Source organism: Asticcacaulis sp. P4_H10 (genome assembly GCF_056400965.1).
This window is the reverse complement of the sequence record NZ_JBFUKH010000001.1, coordinates 740,732-761,628: the sequence shown is the minus strand read 5'-3', so window position 1 is coordinate 761,628 and position 20,897 is coordinate 740,732. Positions and strand designations below refer to the sequence as shown.

Sequence of the window (20,897 nt, the reverse complement as noted above, 5' to 3'; positions counted from 1 at the left end):
CGTTCAGACCGCTAGAAGCGCGCCCGTACGGTGACCTCGTAGCGCTGATCGCTGACGTTGAAGTCGTACGGCTCGAACACGCCAGGCACTGGCTCCTGAAGCGTTCTTGACTTGGTGTTGAGAAGGTTGTTCGCGTTGAAGGACACGGAAACCTTGCTGCTCAAGGTGTAGTCAAAGCCCAGGTCCAGATAACCAGCTTCGGCCATGTAGGCCGGAACCATGTTGTACACTGGATAGGAATGAGCGCTGTCAAAGTTGGTCGGGCTGGTGTTGAGGATGTAGGGGTTGCCGCCGCTCGTCGCATAGGACAGCGGATTGACGTTGGTCGACAGCAACGCCTTGTCGCGCCAGTTGTATGCCAGACGGAAATTGACCTTGTCGCGGCTGTACAACAACTGGATATTGTAGGACCACTTCGACAACCCGGCATAGGGGAGGTCGGGGTAGGTCTGCGGCACCGTGCCATCCGGGTTGAGGCCCGGCAGCGAACCACCGACCGGAGGCGTGGTCAACACGCTGTTGGCCTGCTGGGCAGGGTTTCTGCTGTCGATATAGGTCAGGTTGCCATCAAGGCCAAACCCGCGGAGCCATCCTGGCAGTTGATCGAAGAACTTGCGGCCACCGATCTCAAAGCCTTGGATATAAGCCTTCTGCTCCGACGTCTTGTTCTGCAGATAGAGCCACGGAAGATCGAGTGTTGTCGGCGTCCCGACCCACGGCGGGGCGACGCTGTTTGGGTCGGTTGGGTTGGGCGGGAGAGGCGCACCACCGTCAAAGGCCAGAGCCGGAATAGGAAGATTGTTGGCGATGAACGAATGGAACACCGGGAGATCATCGATCTGCTTGGCGAACAGATCGACATAGAAGAAGCTGGACGACGACGGATAGTATTCGAACGTGATATCCTGGCTGTTGATCATGGTCGGCTTCAGGTCCGCACCGCCACCGTTGACGGAAACGCCTGTGAGAACCCCGGGCGCCTGTGGATTCCCGGCAGAAACCGATCTCGGGCCAATCGAACCACCCGCGCGGATGTCGTTGAGATTCGGCGGAGCCGACGCCGTCGACGCCGCAGCGCGAATGATGAACTTGTCGGTTACGTCGAACTTGATGTTGAACGAAGGCAGAACGCGATTGTATTTGTAGTGCCGGGTCTGTGTACTATAAGCCTTGACAAACCCATACAGCGTCGGGAACACCGGCGATGAATTCGGATCATTTTTCTGCTGCTGCTGCGCGTTGTAGTAATCAATGCTGTCCTTTACGGTCAGAGCAAGGTTCTGAGCGTCCGGCGTTGACAGAAGACCGCTCGCCGTCAGAGTTTCGGTGAACGCACGAACGCCGATATTACCGGAGAACGCCGGAATGAATCCGAAACCATTGTGCGCGAACTTGGCCTGGACATAGACGGCATTCGTGGCGATGCGGCTTTCGGTCCTGTTCAGCCCCTGATCGATATTGTCCCGCCAATACTCTTCCCTGGTCCGAGGCCGCATCTGCTTGGTGACTTCATCTTCGATCAGCTGGCCGTTATAGGTATTGAGCAAATGGTACCAGTCATAGCTCTGCATGAGCGATTGGCTGGGGACGAAAAGCTGCGCGGGAACAGCCGCCTGGCCGCCGAAGAAATTCGGGAAGGTGGCGACTTCATAATCGGACGACCGGACGTTCGGATTCGTCAGATACAGAATATTTCCCGCGCCATAGCTCGGGTCTCCGGGATGCGACCCCCACGGATTCCCCAGCCAGGACTGGCTAAGTGGCGCCCAATAGGTCCCCACATTGTCGTCGTTTTCGGAGCGGGTGGCGGAGCGACCGCCAAAACTGATGCTACGCAGGAAGCCATCATCGCTGACCTGGTATTGAACATCGAAGTGGGCAGAGACCATCGTCCCCTTGTTATTGGGTTTATGATAGCCGAAACTGCTGAGATACGCCTTACTCTTGTCGAGCAGACCGGCGGTGGAAAGGCCTGACAACATTGGCAGCGCCCCCGTCAGGTCGGCGTCCATCGACGTCACCAGCGGGCTGGTCTGAGCGAGGCCCACAAACATGTTTTCCCCGGTCGCGCGGGAACTGACATATTGCACGCCACCACGCAACGCTATGCGCTCTCCAGGCGTCCAGACGAAGCTCTGCGAAATATCCAGTGTGGAACTTTCGCCGCGCGACGCCGACGCTCCGCCGCTCGGGTTAAACGTGCCTGCTGGGCCACACTGCACCAGACGCTTGCCATCCCAATCTGCAGGGGGATTCGACGGATCGACACCGCCATTGGCCGACCAGTCCCACTGAAGCGACGACGCGGGACTGCCGAAGACGCCGCCGCAATCGATCCTGTAGTGGGCGGGGAACCAGCCGTTCGCCGCTATAAAACTGGGGCTCGCGGTCGTGTTCTGCCAATCCACCGAATTGCCGGTGGACCCGACGGTAAGGCTACCCTTCTGGAAGGCGCCATTGGAATCATAGTCAACCTGGCTGCCGACCTTGGGCATAACGGCGGACGAGGCGGTTGGGCTCGACCCCACGCCACCGCTGTTCGACCAACCATCGTCGACATATTGCGAGTAGAACACGGTATTGGTCAGCGTCAGGTTGTCCGACGGCTTCCACTGGAGGGCCTGATAGGCGCCGTACCGCTCGCGCTGACTAATGTTGTTGCTCCAGTTGAACGAGCTGGGAACAAAAGCCATGTGATCGCTACGCGTGGAAGTCGGCGAATACCCGCCAAACATGGCGCCGACCTGCAAGTTGCTGCTCTGCTGGTGCAGACCGCTGTAGGCCAAATCCCACAACACGCCAATTTCACCAATCTTGGTGTCGAAACGCTTTGAGAACATGGCGGAAACGCGAGGCGAAGCCTTTTTCACCTGAGTGCCGTAGCTGGCGCCAACCGTGAGGTTGAGCTGGGGGGTCTTGAAATCGAACGGCAGATGGGTGCGAAGATTGATCAACGACGTCCCGCCTTCAATCAGGTCTGCGCGCGACGCCTTGTAGACATCGACACCGGCCATCAATTCGGGCGTGACTTCGTTCCAGCTGATGGCGCTCGCGCCGTTGGCGCTGAACAACTGCTGGCCGTTGAGCGTGCTCGAATTGAAAGGAAGACCACGCACGGTGACGCCCGTACCTTCGATCTGGAACGCGGTGTTGCCTCCGTTGGCCCCGGTGAAACGGGATATAGTCACGCCCGACACGCGTTGAAGAACTTCGGTGATCGAATTGTCTGGCAGCTTGCCAGCCTCGTCCGCGACAACCGAATCGACGATTGTGTCGGACTTCCTCTTGATATCGATTGCGCTCTGAAGCGCTTTGCGGCGCGTCGTGACGACAACGACATTATCGCCGTCAGTCGCGTCAGTCGTAGTGGATGTAGTGTCCTGAGCCTGCGCGGACATGGCGATCGTCATGACGGCCAGAGCCGACACAGTGCCACCCAGCATTAATTTACGCGTAGATAATTTCATTTCCCGTTTCCTCGCTTTGATTCTCGCCCGTGGCCGTTTCTTTATTGATTATGGACAGATCCGGCCCCGGCCATTTGTCGGACCATTGCGCCAGATGCAAAAAACTTCAAGTATGAATTTTACATTCATATATAAATGTAACGAGATGTTGCGCCCTTGTCACAAATTTCACGTGTCGACGGCTAATCTGGACGCACGTGTAACGCAGTCAGCCCGCTCACTTAAAAAAAATCCCTTGCCTACAAGGCAAGGGAGGAAGTGAAGAGACCACCTGAGACGAGGGAGACGAAGAGGTGGCTTAGATAAGCCTGCTCGAACACAGTAGGGACCATGCCCCGATGAGCCGCTTGCTATCTTATTAAACCCTGAACAACAAAACGTCAAATATAAAATACTATTTTATATGTGATCTTATAATACCGCAAACAGGCGACACCCGGCCAGGATTCGTGTAAAGAAAAACCCTCTTGTCAGACAACAAGAGGGTTTTCTCGCCAGAACTGTCAGGGAAGACGAACCAGACGAGTAGAAAAGTTGTCGCTTCGTTGGCAAGAGAAGCCCATACAGCCTATGACAGCACGACGAAGAAATCAAATATAAAATTCACTTTCTTTTGTAAAACGGTCGCCTCGCTTACCTTAGAATTCAACGGTTTCATCCCGACATTCTCGCTGCCCGTTTTTCATATATGATGTTGACTGTTTGACGTCTCATGCATCCAAAGGTAAGCACTGTATCAAGCGCGGGTTCGATACCCGAAGGCTTTCCAACCAGACGATGCAAAGATTGACCATGGGCCGACGGCGATCCGAAACGACAGAAGACGATGACACAGGTGACTTGCGCTATCGTGCACCGGCGCTGGAGAAGGGACTCGATATTATCGAACTCCTCGCATCGTCTCCGCGCCCGATGCCGCCCAAGCAAATTTCCGAGCAACTCGACAAATCGGTAAGCGAACTCTTTCGCATGCTTCAGGTCCTGGAGAACCGCGGCTATGTCGAAATGGCCGAAAATCAAAGCGGTTACGAAGTCACCAACAAGCTCTTTGCCCTGGGTATGGCGCGCGGAATCAGCAAGAACCTGCTCGACCACGCCGTCCCGGTCATGAGATCGCTGACGGAAAATGTCCTGCAGGCCTGCCATCTCGTTGTCTCCGCCGATGACCAGACGGTTGTCATCGGGCAGATGGACGCCCCGGCCATACCCAGTTTTCATATCCGGGTGGGCTTTCGACAAGACATCATCGAGACCGCATCAGGTATTGTGCTGTACGCTTTTCAACGGCCCAAGATTCGTGACGCCTGGCGCGCCGCGCTTCAACCGACAGTGTCCGAAGCGGAATGGGAGGCCTTCGAAGATCAGGCCGATCGCGCCCGCGCCAAAGGGTATCTCACATTAAAAAGCCAGTATGCCGACAGTATCACCGACATCTCCTGCCCCGTCTTCACCGACCGGGGCGTGATGGCCGCGATAACGATCCCGTACATCAAAAGTCGTCTGAGCGTCAGCATTGAAGCCTGTACCGAGTCGCTGCAGGCGGCGGCATCGAACCTGTCAAAGGCCATGGGCGCCACCGAACCTTTAATCGGCGCCAGGACTTCTTAGTGAATTCCGAAGAATAAGGCAGAAGACCGCATTCCAGACGTCGGACGGTCCCATGAACACCAGATCGCCACCGTGCGCGAGAGCGATCTGGCGCGCGAGGTTTAAGCCCGTTCCCGATCCCTCGGCCTTGGTGGTGACGAAGGCGTGGAATATTTGTTCAGCCAGTTGATGTGGAACCCCGCAACCATTGTCTGACACGAATATCCGCACCTCGTCCCGGTCATGGTCAAGCGAGAGCCGAACCCGGCCGGGTACGGATCTGCCGGCCGTCGCTTCCGCGGCGTTTTTGAGTACATTCAGAAGCGCCTGCGTAAGAAGGGTATCGTCAATCTCAAGTGCCGGGCATTCGGCCGGTAACTCCAGTTCGATCTCGACCTCGGCGGCCGCAATGCTGCGTTCGAACACCCGAACGATATCGGTCAGGAGCGCTCTCATCTCGACAAGTTGGATCTGCGGTTCGGGCAGCCTGGCCATGGAGCGGTAGGATTCCACGAACCGCGCAAGGCCACTGGCCCTCTGCGCCAAAACATCCAGAGCCTCACGGGCTGCCTGCGCCGCTTCAGTTGTTTCATTGGCCAGATAGCCATGGGCGATGTGCGCCAGAGAGGCGACCGGCGTCAGGGAGTTCATGATTTCATGGCTAAGCACGCGCAGGAGGTCGCGCAGCGCCGTTGCCTCGGCCACCCGGACCTCGGACTGAATGTCCGTCAGGCTGACAAGCCGCGTGCTGGCGTTCGCGGTCACGACTTCATTTATGCCGACCGCGTATGTCCGGCCGAATACCTTTACCGGGCCCGGAGGGCCCGGCTCCCGGCCACGAATAGCCTCCACAAGCCCTTCCGGCGGCTGAACAATGAGGTCATCGGTCTGAAACAGGCTCCGCGCCGCGCGATTGACTGCCATCAAACCCTTTGCTTCCTGGAATTCCAGCAAGGGGATTGGGACATGATCGGCGAGAAAGGCCACAGTCCCGGGTTCCGTGCCGGGCGGCAGCGTGAGAACGGGTGGGTCCCGGACGACGGGCGCTTCAAGACGGAAGAGATAGATCAGGCAACCTGCCAGGACGAGCAATCCAAACGCCAGGCTGGCCCAGAGCCGGTTATGGACAGCATCAGCCGCAAACAGCGAAGCCGAAACCAGCCCCGCCAGCGCAAACACAACTTGCAACCGGGCATTAAAGACCATGCCGGCCCATCCGGCGATACAATGTTTGACGCGTTACGCCAAGCTCCGTCGCGGCCTTTGAAATATTGAAATTGTGCCGGCTCAGCGCTTCCTCAATCACGTACTTTTCGGTGCGTTCCAGGTTAAGACCGAGATCTGCCGCTGACGGTCCCTCCGGGAGGTCGAGGTCGCCGGCCGTGACCACTGCACCTGCGGCGGCGACAACGGCACGTTCGACGGCGCGCCTCATGGCGTGAATGTTATCCGGCCAGGTGTTTCCACGCAAAGCCGCGACGGCTTCGGGTGAAAACTCCGAGAACACCATGCCCTGCCGCAGGGCGAAAACGCGGGCGAAATGATTGGCCAGCACCTCGATATCATTGCCCCGGTCACGCAGCGGCGGCAGTATCATTTCAAGCGTACTCAGCGCGTAGAGCAAGGACCGCTGCAACCCTATCGACGGATGCGGGCGGCAGGTCGTGGCAACCACCCTGTTATTGCGCCGCCCGGCCTGCTGAAGCCACGCCGTCAGGGGGCCGACATTGTCAGGGTCCAGTTCGTCGACGTTCTCGAGCACCAATGTCGAATCTTCCACGTCGGCTAGATCGGCGATCACAAGTCTGTCGGTCTCCACGATTTTGAGGGCCGTCCGGCGGGACTGGCGGTGCAGAGCGTGCGCCACCAGGGTTTTCCCACTGCCGCTTTCCCCCAGGATCAGGATATTGGCGGTAAGCGGGGCGTAACGTGCGATCAGTTCCTTGACCCGTACCAGGGCATCACAATCGCCGACGATCAACCCCGTGTCCAATTCGGTTTGAATCTCTCCGCTGCCCGACTTTACTTCCGGCTTCTTAGGGCTCCGCAAGCCATCTTCGAGGGCCTCCAGGAGACGGTCGTCATTCCAGGGCTTCATGATGAAGTCGTGGGCGCCGGCCCGAAGCGCCTGGACGGCCACGGTCAGGCCGCTATGCCCGGTCACCACGATAACGACAGCGTCGGGGTCGGTCCGGCGGATCTCCTTCAAACACGCCAAACCTTCTTCGCCGGACATCTGAGCGCGCGAAAAATTCAGATCCAGGAAAATCGCGTCGACCCGTTCGGCTGCAAGCAGGCTGTAGGCTTCCGCAGGACTCGTAGCCGCCCGGAAGTCATAGCCCGCCTTGCGCAGAAGCAGCTCGGCGGTCTTCAGGACCCCGAGGTTGTCGTCGACAAATAATATCTTGCGGAAGGGCATGTACGGATTCGGACAGTTTGGACAAAACGCAACGCAACGACTCAGAAAAGGAAAGAAAACCAAATATATACAGCGTGTTAGCTCTAACGGACATATGCGGTACTATGTCCGTACAACAAGGGAAACGCGCCATGAATAACGACAAGACTACGGGGCAAGCCCGGCATCTCCGTTCGTCTGCACCTGAAGCCGCAAAGCGGAATTCGTCGGATAAAACCTTAGGACACGCCCTCGCTACCGGACTGGATATACTCGAATATCTTGCCAATTGCCAACATCCGGCAACGCTTGCCGCGATTTCGAAAGAGCTGCAGGTTACCGACGCGGTGGTTAATCGTTCGATAGCGCTGCTTGAGGACCGGGGCTACGTCGTTCGCAACGCCGCGCAATCGTACGAAAGGACCGGCAAGTTGCCGGAACCGCGGTCGTTGCCTGCCGTATCCCTCCAGCTCCTGACGCACGCTCAGCCAATCATGCGTGACCTGTGCGAACATATCTCTCAGTCGTGCAATATCGCATTGCCATCCGAGACCGACCTCCAGGTGATCGCCTATCAGGAATCGCCTGCCGCATTCAGCATAAGTGTGCCCATCGGGTATCGCTACGACATCCCCGATACAGCAGCCGGACTGGCATTCGTCGCATTTGGCGGCCATGCTACCCCAGGCCGCTGGCCCGAGCAGACATCCGCCATCGTGGATGCACAGGCATGGTCGTCGCTCCGGAATGCCGTCCAGGCCGCCGCCGAGCGGGGATTTGCCCAGGTTGAAAACCCATTCTTCCCGGACATCACGGATCTGTCCTGTCCGGTCTATCAGGATGGTCGTTTCGTAGCGGTCCTGACGGTTCCGTTTATGCAGACAAGCGGCAGCGCCAACCTGGGATGGTCGATAGCAGCCCTTCAGATGGCAGCCGAGCGCCTGAGCCAGTCCTTGCAAGGCAACAGTCTCGTGGCCTGACGCTATAGCGATCAGTCGAACGCACAGCACACTTACGTATCCAGCAAATTTACTGAAATGATCGGCTTTTGATGTGCTAGATTCTTGCGATAAATCTCGTCTAAAGCTGCCCGGCAAAGAGTATAGCGCAATCATGCCTTTGATCCGCTTGCAAAATGTGCACTTTGATTACGAAACGCCGGAGAGACGGGTCGAGGCACTGCGCGGCGTCTCCCTCGATATTGAGTCCGGTGAGTTCGTAGCCATCTGCGGACCTTCGGGCTGCGGAAAGTCGACGCTTCTTAATCTCATGGGCACGCTGGATCGTCCCACTTCGGGCAACTACGTTTACGAGGGCGAGGACCTTGGCAACCGGACAGCGGGGCAATTGGCGGAATTACGGGCACGCGACGTCGGGTTTGTCTTCCAAAGCTTCAATCTTATCGAGAGCCTCACCGTTTACGACAATATCGAGCTGGCACTGCTCTACCGGCGCGACGACGTAAGGAACCTGCGTGGTCGTGTGATGGAGGCTATGGACCGCGTCGGCATCGCGCATCGCGCCAATCACCTGCCGCGCCAGCTGTCCGGCGGCCAGCAACAAAGATGCGCCATCGCCCGCGCCATTGTGGGACGGCCGGCGGTCATCCTCGCCGACGAGCCCACCGGCAATCTCGATTCCGAGACGGCCGCGCATATCTTCGGGATTCTCAAGGCACTGCACCAGGACGGAAGCACACTGGTGGTCGTCACCCACTCCCCCAGCCAGGCCGACCAGGCCGAACGGGTGGTCGAAATGCTAGACGGACGCATACAGTTTACACGCCGCCGTCTCTCATGAGCCGGCGGCTGACGGAACTAAGGCATGTCTTCGGTTCGCTGACGCGATACTGGGGTTTGAGCCTGCTTAATATCACGGGGCTGGCGATCGCCTTCGCGGCGACATTCATTATCGCGTTGTACGCCGGGGACGAACTGTCCTACGACCGCTTTCTACCCGACGCAAACCGTACGTTCCTTTTGACCGTGGCCTATGGCGCGCCCGGTAAACCCCTCGTAAGCAGCGACAAGTCGCCCGCCGGCATGGCGCATTGGCTGGGGGCAAACCCGGCGGTCGAAGTCGTTGCCCGCCTGCATGACGCGGAATCGCCGCTGCGGTCCGATCGCCACGAAGCGCTCGAGCACTATTACTTTGCAGATAAAAACATATTTTCAGTCCTCCGCCTCAAGGCCATCCATGGCGACCTTACAACGGCCCTCAGCGGCTATAGCGATGTCGTTATTACGAGGAACAAGGCTTTACGCTATTTCGGGCGGGATGATGTCGTCGGCCAGACGCTCGTTATGGACGATATCCAGCTGAAAGTGACCGCCGTCCTCGCCGACTATCCGCCGAATATCCATCTGGAGCGCGAGATCTTCGTTTCGAACAGGAGCGGCTATTCCATGCTGACCACTCTGGACTTCAATCCCGATTGGTTATGGGACAGCAGCTACACCTATGTACGTCTGAAGCCGGGCGCCTTCCTTGGCCCGAATGCGCTCGAAGGCCTGGCGCGGCGCAACTGGAAAGGCGAATTCAATCGGCCCGCCGCCTGGCAACTGATCGCCCTTCCCGACCTGCACTTCCGCCCCCAGGCCGATGGCCAGATGAAGCCGCGCGGGCATCTGGACACGGTCATCGGCATGATCGGAGTCGCCTGTCTCATACTCACCCTGGCGGCTGCCAATGTAGCCAGCTTGATGTCTGCGCAGATCGAGGAACGAAGGGATGAGATGACCGTGCGCAGGGCATTGGGCGCGCAAAGGGGGCATCTCATTCTCCAGATCATCGGCGAAGCCGTGGTGATCAATCTTCTTGCACTTGTGACCGGCCTCACGCTCGCGGAACGGCTGCTTCCTTATGTCAACGCGCAGTTGGGCCTCAAGCTCGCCCTGTGGTCGTCGCTCGGCGCCATTGTGCCGGTTGCAATCGCTGTCACCGCCATCGGAATAGCAAGCACGCTTTATGCCGCCGTAAGATTGGCGGCCGGCCCCCGACGAGAGGCAGATGCGGATCGGACGACAAAACGGCTGTCTTATCTAGGACGGATGGGATGGATCACCGTCCAGTTCGCCTTGCTTATCATCCTGCTCATAGGCGCGCATACGGTGCATCGCCAATGGCTGTTCGCCATGGATAAGGCTTTGAATTTCAACGCGGACGACGTGGTGCTCATAACTGTCTCCGATGGAAAGGGACAGGAAGCCAGCTTCAAGGACCATATCCTCGCCACCCCCGGCGTCCAAGGCGCCGCCTATTCCCGGTACGTGCCGGTATACCAGAATATCCGTCCCGGCTGGCTCAAGGCGCCGTCAGGACAGGTCGTACAGTTCACGCGGGAGTCCATCGACACAGACTTTTTCAGGTTGTTTGACGTGCCCCTGCTGGCAGGTCATGGGCTGCCCGATGTCTACAAGGTGGAGCCCCCCCCGAGGGAAGTCGTCATCAATCAGACGGCCGTCAAAGCTTTCGGTTACAAAAACCCCCAGGACGCCATCGGCCGATCCCTTGTCTATACCGCCGACGGCAAACCCATGACCTCGTCAATCATCGGCGTGGTAAGCGACATGCGCACCGCAACCGTGCGTGACGCCCTGGCCCCCATGGTGTTCGACAGCCAGGCCAAATACTTCACCGTCCTGAGTGTACGGATCGCCAAAGCCGGTCAGGAACGCACCTTGGCAGCCATCGATGCGCAGTGGCGCCGGGACTACCCCCAAGCCGGTCCAATTGAACGGCAGTTCTTCTCGGCTTACCTGCGCGAGCAATACCATGACATGCTGCAGCAATGGCGGGTATTCGGCATGCTTTCAATTGTTGGAATATACCTCAACGTCCTGGGCCTCAGCGGTTTGTTGATCTATGTGGCGCGGGCCCGGCTGCGCGAGATGGCCATCCGTAACGCGCTCGGCGCTCGCCTCCTCGACATTTTCCGTCTGCGGGTACAGCCCTTTGTGAAACCGCTGATTGTTGCCAACCTCGCGGCGGCAACCGTCTCATGGTTTCTGATGTCCTGGTGGCTGGGTTCATTCGAGGCTCACGTCGATCTTAGTCCTCTGTCATTCATCGGCGCAGGTGTTCTGACAGTACTGATCACGCTTCTTACTCTCACCCTGCACGTTATTCTGTCACCTCCGGCGCGTTCAAGCCAGCCGCTTCGCGCCGACTGAGCTCTTCTTCCCAAAAAATATGGAGATTTTGCTGTGACCCTTTCACTTCGCAGGCTCGCCTGCGCGTCTTCGCTCGCTGCCCTCGCGCTGGCGGCGCCCATCCTGGCGCTTCCCGCTCAGGCGGCGGAACCGGAAGCGCCCGCACAAGGGCCATGGACCAATAAAACGCTGGCACCTGAGGTCCGTGCGGATGCTGCTGTTGCGGCGATGACCCAGCCCGAAAAGTTGCGCCTGGTGTTCGGGTTCTTTTCCACCGAAGCGACGTGGATGGACAACGAGGTCAAACGCTTCCAGTTGCCCAAGGAGGCCCTGCCCTTCGCCGCCGGCTATGTTCCCGGCGTTCCTCGCCTGGGCATACCCGCCCAATGGGAGACCGACGCCGGCATAGGCGTGGCAAGCCAGGTCAGCGACACGCCCCGGCTGCGCACCGCCCTGCCCTCAGGTCTCGCAACCGCCGCGACATGGGATTCCGAAGCCGCGTTCTCCGGTGGCGCCATGATCGGAAACGAAGCGCGCCTGTCAGGCTTCAATGTCCAGCTGGCGGGTGGGATGAACCTCATCCGTGAGCCGCGCAACGGCCGCAACTTTGAATACAGCGGCGAAGACCCCCTGCTTGCCGGCGTCATTACCGGCAATGCCATCAAGGGCATACAGTCCAACAACATTATTTCGACGATGAAGCATTTTGCGTTCAATGCGCAGGAAACCAATCGCAACGCGCTTGATGTCAAGATCTCCGACCAGGCGGCGCGCCAGTCGGATTTGCTGGCCTTCCAGATCGCGCTCGAAACCGGAAAGCCCGGCTCGGTCATGTGCGCCTACAATCGCATCAATGGCGCATACTCGTGCGAAAACGACTGGCTGCTCAATCAGGTCCTGAAACAAGACTGGAACTTCAAGGGTTATGTCATGTCGGACTGGGGCGGGACCCACTCGACTATTCCGGCCGCAAACAACGGTCTCGACCAGCAGTCCGGCTGGGCGTTCGACAAGTCTCCCTATTTCCATGCAGCCCTGGGCGAAGCGGTCAACAATGGCCACGTCCCCCGGTCGCGGCTGGACGACATGGCGCACAGGGTCCTTTGGGCCATGTTTGCCAACGGCGTTATAGACAATCCCGTTGCCGGCGATCATTCGGCATCAATCGACCAGGCCGCCCACGCTCGTACCAGCCAGGCCGCAGCGGAGAAAAGCCTCGTTCTGCTCAAGAATAACGGGCTGCTGCCGCTTTCCACCAAGGCCAGGCGCATCGTGATTATCGGCGGACACGCCGACTTTGGCGTTTTGTCGGGCGGTGGGTCATCGCAGGTGTTCACCGCGGGCTCCCAGCGTTTTGACGAGCCACTTGGCAAGGCCGTATTCTACCCTTCGTCGCCGCTCAAGGCCCTTGCGTCGCGCACGCAGGCAGTTGTCTCCTATCACGATGGCAAGGACGCCAAGGCGGCCGCGAAGGCTGCACGCGACGCCGATATCGTCATCGTCTTTGCGACCCAGTGGACGGCGGAAGGCATGGACACGCCTGACCTCAACCTGCCTGGCAACCAGGACGAGCTGATCCGGACAGTGGCCAAGGCGAACCGAAAGACCGTCGTCGTCCTGGAGACCGGTGGCCCGGTGGCCATGCCGTGGCTGAACCAGGTCGGCGCCGCCATCGCGGCCTGGTATCCCGGAACGTCCGGCGGTGAGGCGATTGCGCGGGTTTTTGCCGGCGAGGTCAATCCGTCCGGAAGGCTTCCCGTTACCTTCCCGGCCGGCGTCGATCAATTGCCGCGTCCGGTGATAGATGGCGATCCCAAGCTCGACAAGGCCGACGATCCCCACCCGCATACGGACTACGATATCGAGGGGGCAGCCGTTGGCTACAAATGGTTCGACCGGAAGAGCCTGAAACCCCTTTTCCCGTTCGGGCATGGTCTCAGCTATACCACTTTCGCCACCTCGGATCTGGCCGCGACACCCGAAAGCAAGGGTGTCCAGGTGTCGCTAACCGTGAGCAATACCGGCAAGACCGCTGGCGCGACTGTGACCCAGATATATGTTTCGCCGGTCGGAGACGCGGGTTGGGAGAGCCCGAAACGCCTCGGCGCCTTTGTCCGCACTGAATTGCGCCCGGGTGAACGCAAATCCGTGTCACTTCAGGTCGATCCGCGTCTTCTGGCGACCTTCGATTCGGTCGCCAGGCGCTGGACGGTCAAGCCGGGCGCCTACCGCGTTACCGCCCAGGCGTCGGCCACCGCCGTCCTCGCGACGTCGATAGTGACGCTGGATCAGCAAGTCCTGGACGTCAGCGGACGATAAAACGGACCGGGCCGGCCCTGTAAATCAGGACCGGCCCGGGATACTTTCAGTCTGCGAAGCGACTTTGTAAGGGTCGCCGGCTCCTGCGGGACTTACCTGGCCGCAGGTTCCATTTGCAGCTCGATGATCGTGACGGCTGCGCCCCGAGACGAAGGCGGCACCGACAAGGTGTGCCCGTCAGGCGTGGCCATCCATTTGACGGTATCGCCTGACAGGTTCCGGGCGGCCACGACCTTTCCAGGCAGGGGTGGCAACGACAGTTCGTCCGCCGGCCAGCCGACGATATGGACAAATACGCTGTTTCCAGCCGTGGTTGTACCGTAGCAATCGTCGACGGGCTGAAGCGGCCCAGGGCGCGTGCCGTAAACGGCGTGACCATGGCGCTCCAACCAGCGGCCGACGCCTTTCAGCGTCTCGGTTTGCTTCGGCGGAATGACCCCTTCCCTGTCCGGGCCGACATTGGCCAGCACGTTGCCGTTGCGCACTATGGCATCACTCAGAAGGCGTACGACCTGATCCGTGCTCAGGACGCTGTCTTCTGGCGTGTAGCCCCAGGCGCCGTTATTGATGCTGAACGTCTTTTCCCATGGACGAGCGCGGATCGGCCCTTTGATCGGCGCACCACCTTCCTGCAGGTCGAAATCACCCTGCCAACCCGAACGCGGATTGATGACGGCCGCGGGTTGATATTTGCGCACCATGCGGTTCAGCTTGTCCGGTTCCCAGAACCAGGCAGCGTCGGCGTCCGTACCCTTGTGCGCCAGCCAGCCGCCATCGTACCACAGGATGTCGATGCGGCCGTAACGCCGGACTAGCTCCTCGACCTGGCCGTAGGTCTGGCGCTTGAACATCGCCGCATTGTCGGGAAGTTCCTTCGGATGGAAGTAGCCGGGGAAACGCCAGTCAAGCGGTGAATAGTACAGCCCGACGCGAAGCCCCTGCCGGCGGACGGCGTTTACGAAGGGGGCGACAAGGTCACGCCGCGCCGCCGAATGTGGGGCGTCAAAATGTCCATAGCTGGCCGGGCTGTCCCACAAGGCGAAGCCATCGTGGTGCCGCGCCGTCATGACCATGTAACGGGCACCGGCTGTCTTCGCCAACGCAGCCCAACTGTCGGGATCATAGTGCCGGGGGTTAAATTCCCTGGCGAGTTCGGCATAGGTTTCCGGCGAAACCTTCTCGTTGAACATGTACCACTCGCCCCGGGCCGGGATCGCATAGAGCCCCCAGTGGACGAAGACACCGAACTTGGCGTCGCGCCACCAGGCCATATCCTTTTCGGACAGAAGCAGATCGGGTGCCAGGGTTGGATCGGCATTGGCGGTCTTCAGCGCCGATTTTTGCTCGTCGCTCAAGGTCTGGGCAAACGACACGGACGGCAGGAACGCTGCGGCTGCAGCTCCAAGCAAGAGATGGCGGCGATCCGGCATAAATTTCCCTTACATTTTGACCGCAGGCTATGCTTCGCACAGCGAATTTTCAATAGACAAATATAATTTTAAATATGAATTCACCTCATAATTGAAGCGCTCGACAAATGATTTAAAATGCTCGAAAATGAGCGATCATAAGTGTCATGCCTGGCATTGTATCTCGGGACTAGGCAAACGCCATGAAATGCGAAAAGGCAGGAAAAGGCCGTGAACTTCACCAAGCGCGATGCGGCAAAGCTGATGCTCGCTGCCGGGGCGGCTGGAACGCTGGCAGGTAAGGCGCATGCCAAAGCCGCGGCCAGCCTGGGTCAGGTCACAGTCGAATGGCAGACCGCACCGCTGGCGCTAGACACCCTGCGGCCACGGTTCAAATGGACTTTGATTGCGCCACGCCGCACACGGGGCCTCCGTCAATCTGCGTTTCGGCTGACCCTTACGGACGAGGACAATGCACCGTTATTCGACACCGGGCGTTTGAACTCTTCCACCATGGCCTGGCATCCAGATTCTGACCTGCCGCTCAAACCTCAGACCCGCTATCGCTACAGGCTGAAAGTCTGGGACCAGGACGGACAATCCTTGAGCGCGATCGGCCGGCCCTTCGCCACGGGAATTCTCGGCACCGCCAACGCTCAGGGGCAATGGCTGGCGGCGAAGCCGGATATCACCCCGCGGCACGGTATCGAAGGCCACTGGTACCACGTCGACAAACCGCAGCCCCTGCCCCTGTTCCGTAAGGCGTTGCGCATTCAAAAGCCGGTGCGTCAGGCGCATCTCTGCGTCGCCGGGCTGGGGCAGTACCAGTTGTGGATCGACGGCGGCAAGGTGTCTCCGGACGGTCTCAATGGCAGCTGGACCAGCTATGACAAGCGCGTTCTGTACGATGCCTACGACGTCACCGACCGGCTGACGGCTGGCGATCACTGGCTTGGCCTGGCCCTGGGCAATGGCTTTTTTAACGTCGAGACCATCGACGGACGATATTCCAAGTTCGACGGCACATTTGGCCGGCCGCAGATGTGGGCCCAATTGCGCGTCCGCTACAGTGACGGCAGCGAAGAGATCATCGCCTCGGACGCCACCTGGCAGGTGCGTGACAGTGGTACGGTCTATTCGTCCCTCTATGGCGGAGAGGACTTCGACGCCCGCCTTGACGACGGCCGGTTCGATAGCGGCGACTGGACACAGGCGACCCTGGTCAAGGGGCCGGCGGGCGGGCTGGAGGGCAGCACGTTTCGCCCAATGGTCCTGCAATCCAGCCTGAAACCGACGTCCATCACAACGCGCGGCCGCGCCATCGTCTATGATTTTGGCCTCAACCATTCCGGCCGCCCAAGCCTGCGCCTGAGAAACGTGGCGCCCGGCACCGTAATCCGCCTTCTGCCTGCGGAACTGCTGGGGGATACGGGGCTGGCGGATCAGCAGAGCATGGTCGGCGGCAAGGAACGCGGCTATCGCGGCATCGCATTTACCTATACGGCGCGCGGCGGCAAGAGCGAGGAATGGACGCCGCAGTTCACTTATACCGGCTACCGTTACCTCCAGATCGAAGGCGTCGATGCCGCCCATATAGAGCGCCTCGAAAGCCACTTTCTCAGCAATGATGTTGCCAAGGTCGGGGCCTTTTCGTGTTCAGATAAACGCATCGAACTGGTCCACGGCCTGATCGACCAGGCCCTGCTCAGCAACAGCGCCAGCGTTCTCACCGACTGCCCGCATCGCGAAAAGCTTGGCTGGCTCGAACAGATCTATCTCAACGGCGCGACCGCGATGATGAATCGCGACATGATCGGCGTCTACGAAAAAATGATGACCGACATTCGCGACGCCCAGGAACCCAGCGGCATGGTCCCGACCATCGCCCCGGAGTTCACCAGGTTTATCGACAAGGCCGGCAAGGACACGCGCTTCCGCGATTCACCCGAATGGGGCGCAGCGCTGATCCTCGGCAGCTGGGCAGCCTATTCACTGCACGGCGACGCCGAAATTCTGAGCCGCAATTACCCGGCCATGATCCGGCGAATGGCGTATCTGGAAACGCGGCTGGGTGTGGACGGGCTTTTGGACTACGGCTTGGGGGACTGGTACGATATCGGGCCGGAAAATCCCGGCGCCGCCCAGTTGACCAGCCGCAGGATGACCGGCTCGGCAACCTTTTATGCCGAGCTTGCGACGCTGGCCCGTATCGCACGCAAGATTGGAATGCCTGACGACGTGCGCTTCGCGGCGCGCGCCGATGCGCTGAAAACGACGATGCAACGTGCATTGTTCGATCCCGTCGGATCAACATTCGACACGGGCTCGCAGACGGCGCAATCCATGGCGCTGGTGCTGGGACTGTTTCCGGAGGCGCACCGCCAGACGGCAATGCAGGTGCTGACCGATGATATCCGCGCCCGCAACAATCATGTCAGCGCCGGCGATATCGGCTTCCACTACCTCGTGCGCGCCCTGACCGATGGCGGCCGATCAGACGTTCTGCATAACATGCTGACCCGGACAGACAAGCCGTCCTATCTGGACCAGATCGCCAAGGGCGCCACTGCACTGACCGAAGGCTGGGATGCGTGGCGGGAAGGCTCGCAAAACCACTTCATGCTGGGGCACGCCGAAATCTGGTTCTATCAGGGCCTGGGCGGGCTCAATATCGATTTTGGCCGCGACTCTGATCCGGTCATCCTGGCGCCGCAACCCGTCGCCGGTATTGACGATCAGGCCGCGGCCTACCAGTGCCATCTGGGCCTGATCGCCTGCCGCCTCCGCCGCACCGGCTCGAGGTGGTCGTTGAACGCAGAGGTGCCGCCGGGCATCTCGGCCAAGATCATATTGCCGACGACAACAGCAGTACGTGAAGGCAGGACGCCTTTGGCAGCAGCAAAAGGGGTAAGCTCGGTCCAGACGACCGGCGCGGCCACAAGCCTGATCGCCGAGTCAGGTACCTACGACTTCAGTTGGCGGACCTAGCTACACGCCACCATTGACGGAATTAGACCTGCGACGATTTCGATCCGACAAGGTTCGCTCGGGCAACGACGATAAGCTTTCAGCAACGGCCCTCGACATCCACGCACAAGTGAATATCGAGGGCCTAAAAGGTGGGCGACAATTGCCTATTTACGAACTTGTTCCTTCTCGGAACCGTGCTCTATTTGCCGTCCACCTTTCGGCCGTGAATATCGAAAGTCGCGCCTGGAAGCGCAATATCGATACCCTTGCCAAGGTTATCCGCCGCTGCCCCGGCGGCCACGCGATAGGTTCCCGCTTTCAACTGCCATGTTTTTGTTGCCGGATCATAGGTCGACAGGCTTCGCGGATCTACGGACACCGTGACGACCTTCGACTGACCCGGCTTCAGCGAGACCTTGTCCCAGCCAACCAGGCGTTTCGGAGCCTCCCAACCCGCGCCCTGGGACGCAGTGACATAAAGTTGCGGGACATCTGCCGCCTCGCGCTTGCCGGTATTGGATACGACAAGGCTGAGCGAAACACTGCCGTCGCGCACGTCAGCCTTCAGGTCTTTGTAAGCGAAGCTGGAATAGGTCAGTCCGTGGCCGAATGCGAATAGCGGTTGCTGTTTCTGCTTGTCGAACCACTTGTAGCCGACGGCTGAGCCCTCGATGTCATAATTGATTTGCGTGATCGGCCTGTCGGGCTTGCCAAGACCATCCAGTATCGGCCGCGGCAGTTGATCAAGCGATGCCGGGAAGGTCACGGGAAGGCGGCCCGAAGGCGAAACCGCGCCGGTCAGCACGCGCGCGATGGCGGTGCCGCCCTGGCTACCGGGATACCAGGCCTCCAGTACAGCGCGGGTCTTGGAGAGCCACGGCATAAGGACCGGACCACCCGTCTCCAGGACGACGATCGTATTCTTGTTTGCCGAGGCTACGGCTTCGATCAATGCGTCGCCGTTCTGGTCGAGGGACAGGGCCGCGTCCAAGGCCTCAGCGGTCCATTGGGTTCCGAAGACGATGACGACATCGGCTGATTTCGCCAGTTCCGCCGCTGCTTTAGGATCTTTTCCATCGTTATAGACGACTTCGGCCTTGGTCAGGCGTTTGAGTGCGGCCACCGGTGAGTCCGGGTAATAGCTCACAGGCCCCGGGAAGAATTTGGGTCCGAGATCAAGATCTGCCACCGGGTTACCGCCACGGCCATAGACCTGCGATGATCCGCCGCCCGAGATGACGCCACGGTCGGCGTGCCCGCCCAGCACAACAATCTTCCTGGCGCTGGCGGCCAGGGGCAGAGCGCCTTCATTTTTCAGAAGCACCATGCCGGCCTCGGCATCGGCCTGGGAGACCTTGCCGTTGGCTGTGTAATCGATCTGATTGTCGTTGACATCAACGGCATTGTCGAAGGTGCCAGTCGAGAACAGGGCCCACAGGACGCGGCGGACCATATCGTCCAGCCTGGCCTCCGTCACCTGCCCTGAGGCGACGGCATCGCCTAACGCGCCGGCGAAGTATGCGGACTTGTCGAATGGATAGCCCGATTGCTGATCGAGCCCCGCATTGGCGGCAGGGATGGTCGAATGGGTCGCACCCCAGTCCGACATGACAAAGCCTTTGAAACCCCAGTCGGCTTTCAGGACCTCGTTCAGCAAATAGTTGTCTTCGCAAGCATAGACGCCATTGACGCGGTTGTAGCTGCACATCACCGCGCCGGGCTTGCCAACCTCGATAGCGTACTGGAAGGCCAGCAAGTCGGATTCACGTCCGTTCTTGTCCGATATGTTGGCAGACGCCGAGTTGCGGTGGGTTTCCTGGTCATTGAACGCATAGTGCTTCACGGTGGAGATAATGTGGTTGGACTGAATACCGCGTATCTGCTCGCCCACCATGACGCCGGCCAACAGAGGATCTTCACCGGCATATTCAAAATTGCGGCCGTTGCGCGGTTCACGCGCCAGGTTCACGCCGCCGGCCAATTGGACATTGAAGCCTGACAGGCGCGCCTCGCGGCCGATCATCGCGCCGCCGGCAAAGGCCATGCCGCGATCCCAAGTCGCCGCGGTGGCCATGCCCGACGGCAAGGCTGTACGCAGGCGTGGGTTCGGCCCGGCTTGCGAAGCGACACCGATACCGGCATCGGCCTGCCATTGGTTGGGAATGCCGAGGCGTGGCACGCCGAAGACAAATCCGGCCGATTGCGGCCGGGCCTCTGCCGGCATCTTCCAGGCCAGCCCCGGAATGTCGCCACGGAAGTTCATCCACTCGGCATTTGTGCCGAAATGGCCCATGAGCAGGAGCAGCTTTTCGTTCGGCAGCATTTCCTTCAACAACAGGTCGGCCCGCGTAGCGGCGTCCAGGCTGGTGTTTTTCCACGGCGTTTCTTTGGGTGGTGGCGGTGGAGCGGGCGGCGCGAACTGAGCGGCAGCCGGATTGGAGACGAAGAGGACGGCGCCAATGGCGGCCGTCGCGATGAGTGAGCGCTTCAAAAATGACATTTGATTTCCTGCAAGTCGAAATGGATCTGATCAAGATCTTCCAGGGCGGATCGCCAAAGATGTCCGTCAGTCCACAAGCACTCGCCCCTGCGAGTG

Annotated in this window: 11 protein-coding genes; 6 read left to right on the top strand and 5 right to left on the bottom strand. The window is 59.6% G+C overall.

What is annotated here, in order from left to right; genetic code table 11:
* Positions 1-11: 11 nt before the first annotated feature.
* The gene (locus AC1DON_RS03290) at positions 12-3,467 is read right to left on the bottom strand and encodes a TonB-dependent receptor (RefSeq protein WP_476933298.1); all 3,456 of its coding nucleotides are present in this window, start codon (positions 3,465-3,467) and stop codon (positions 12-14) included.
* Positions 3,468-4,259: 792 nt separating this feature from the next.
* Between AC1DON_RS03290 and AC1DON_RS03285 the strand changes: the two genes are divergently transcribed.
* Complete coding sequence (locus AC1DON_RS03285) at positions 4,260-5,075, top strand: IclR family transcriptional regulator (protein ID WP_476933297.1); 816 nt, start codon at positions 4,260-4,262, stop codon at positions 5,073-5,075.
* Here the strand turns inward: AC1DON_RS03285 and AC1DON_RS03280 are convergent.
* Positions 5,052-6,260: a sensor histidine kinase gene (locus AC1DON_RS03280; RefSeq protein WP_476933296.1), complete on the bottom strand. Its 1,209-nt coding sequence runs from the start codon at positions 6,258-6,260 to the stop codon at positions 5,052-5,054. The genes AC1DON_RS03285 and AC1DON_RS03280 overlap by 24 nt on opposite strands.
* Positions 6,250-7,473: a sigma-54-dependent transcriptional regulator gene (locus AC1DON_RS03275; protein ID WP_476933295.1), complete on the bottom strand. Its 1,224-nt coding sequence runs from the start codon at positions 7,471-7,473 to the stop codon at positions 6,250-6,252. The genes AC1DON_RS03280 and AC1DON_RS03275 overlap by 11 nt, the downstream gene beginning before the upstream one ends.
* A gap of 131 nt (positions 7,474-7,604) precedes the next feature.
* Here AC1DON_RS03275 and AC1DON_RS03270 point away from each other — a divergent pair, with 131 nt between their 5' ends.
* The 4 genes from AC1DON_RS03270 to AC1DON_RS03255 all read left to right on the top strand — a co-directional run bounded on the left by AC1DON_RS03270 (position 7,605) and on the right by AC1DON_RS03255 (position 13,922).
* Complete coding sequence (locus tag AC1DON_RS03270) at positions 7,605-8,432, top strand: IclR family transcriptional regulator (RefSeq protein ID WP_476933294.1); 828 nt, start codon at positions 7,605-7,607, stop codon at positions 8,430-8,432.
* A 133-nt stretch (positions 8,433-8,565) separates the two neighbouring features.
* Entirely contained in the window at positions 8,566-9,252 is a 687-nt protein-coding gene (locus tag AC1DON_RS03265) for an ABC transporter ATP-binding protein (protein ID WP_476933293.1), read from the top strand.
* Positions 9,249-11,624: an ABC transporter permease gene (locus AC1DON_RS03260; protein WP_476933292.1), complete on the top strand. Its 2,376-nt coding sequence runs from the start codon at positions 9,249-9,251 to the stop codon at positions 11,622-11,624. The genes AC1DON_RS03265 and AC1DON_RS03260 overlap by 4 nt, the downstream gene beginning before the upstream one ends.
* Before the next feature lie 33 nt (positions 11,625-11,657).
* On the top strand, positions 11,658-13,922 hold the full coding sequence (locus AC1DON_RS03255) for a beta-glucosidase (protein ID WP_476933291.1): 2,265 nt from the start codon (positions 11,658-11,660) through the stop codon (positions 13,920-13,922).
* 92 nt (positions 13,923-14,014) lie between these two features.
* On the opposite strand, the gene AC1DON_RS03250 is transcribed toward AC1DON_RS03255, so the two are convergent.
* Positions 14,015-15,352 carry an alpha-L-fucosidase gene (locus AC1DON_RS03250; RefSeq protein ID WP_476933290.1) on the bottom strand — a complete coding sequence of 446 codons (1,338 nt, stop codon included), beginning with the start codon at positions 15,350-15,352 and terminating at the stop codon, positions 14,015-14,017.
* Between the two features lie 210 nt (positions 15,353-15,562).
* Between AC1DON_RS03250 and AC1DON_RS03245 the strand changes: the two genes are divergently transcribed.
* The gene (locus AC1DON_RS03245; RefSeq protein ID WP_476933289.1) at positions 15,563-18,319 is read left to right on the top strand and encodes a family 78 glycoside hydrolase catalytic domain; all 2,757 of its coding nucleotides are present in this window, start codon (positions 15,563-15,565) and stop codon (positions 18,317-18,319) included.
* A 181-nt stretch (positions 18,320-18,500) separates the two neighbouring features.
* Here AC1DON_RS03245 and AC1DON_RS03240 read toward each other — a convergent pair whose 3' ends face one another.
* Positions 18,501-20,801 carry a glycoside hydrolase family 3 C-terminal domain-containing protein gene (locus AC1DON_RS03240; protein WP_476933288.1) on the bottom strand — a complete coding sequence of 767 codons (2,301 nt, stop codon included), beginning with the start codon at positions 20,799-20,801 and terminating at the stop codon, positions 18,501-18,503.
* Positions 20,802-20,897: the final 96 nt, after the last annotated feature.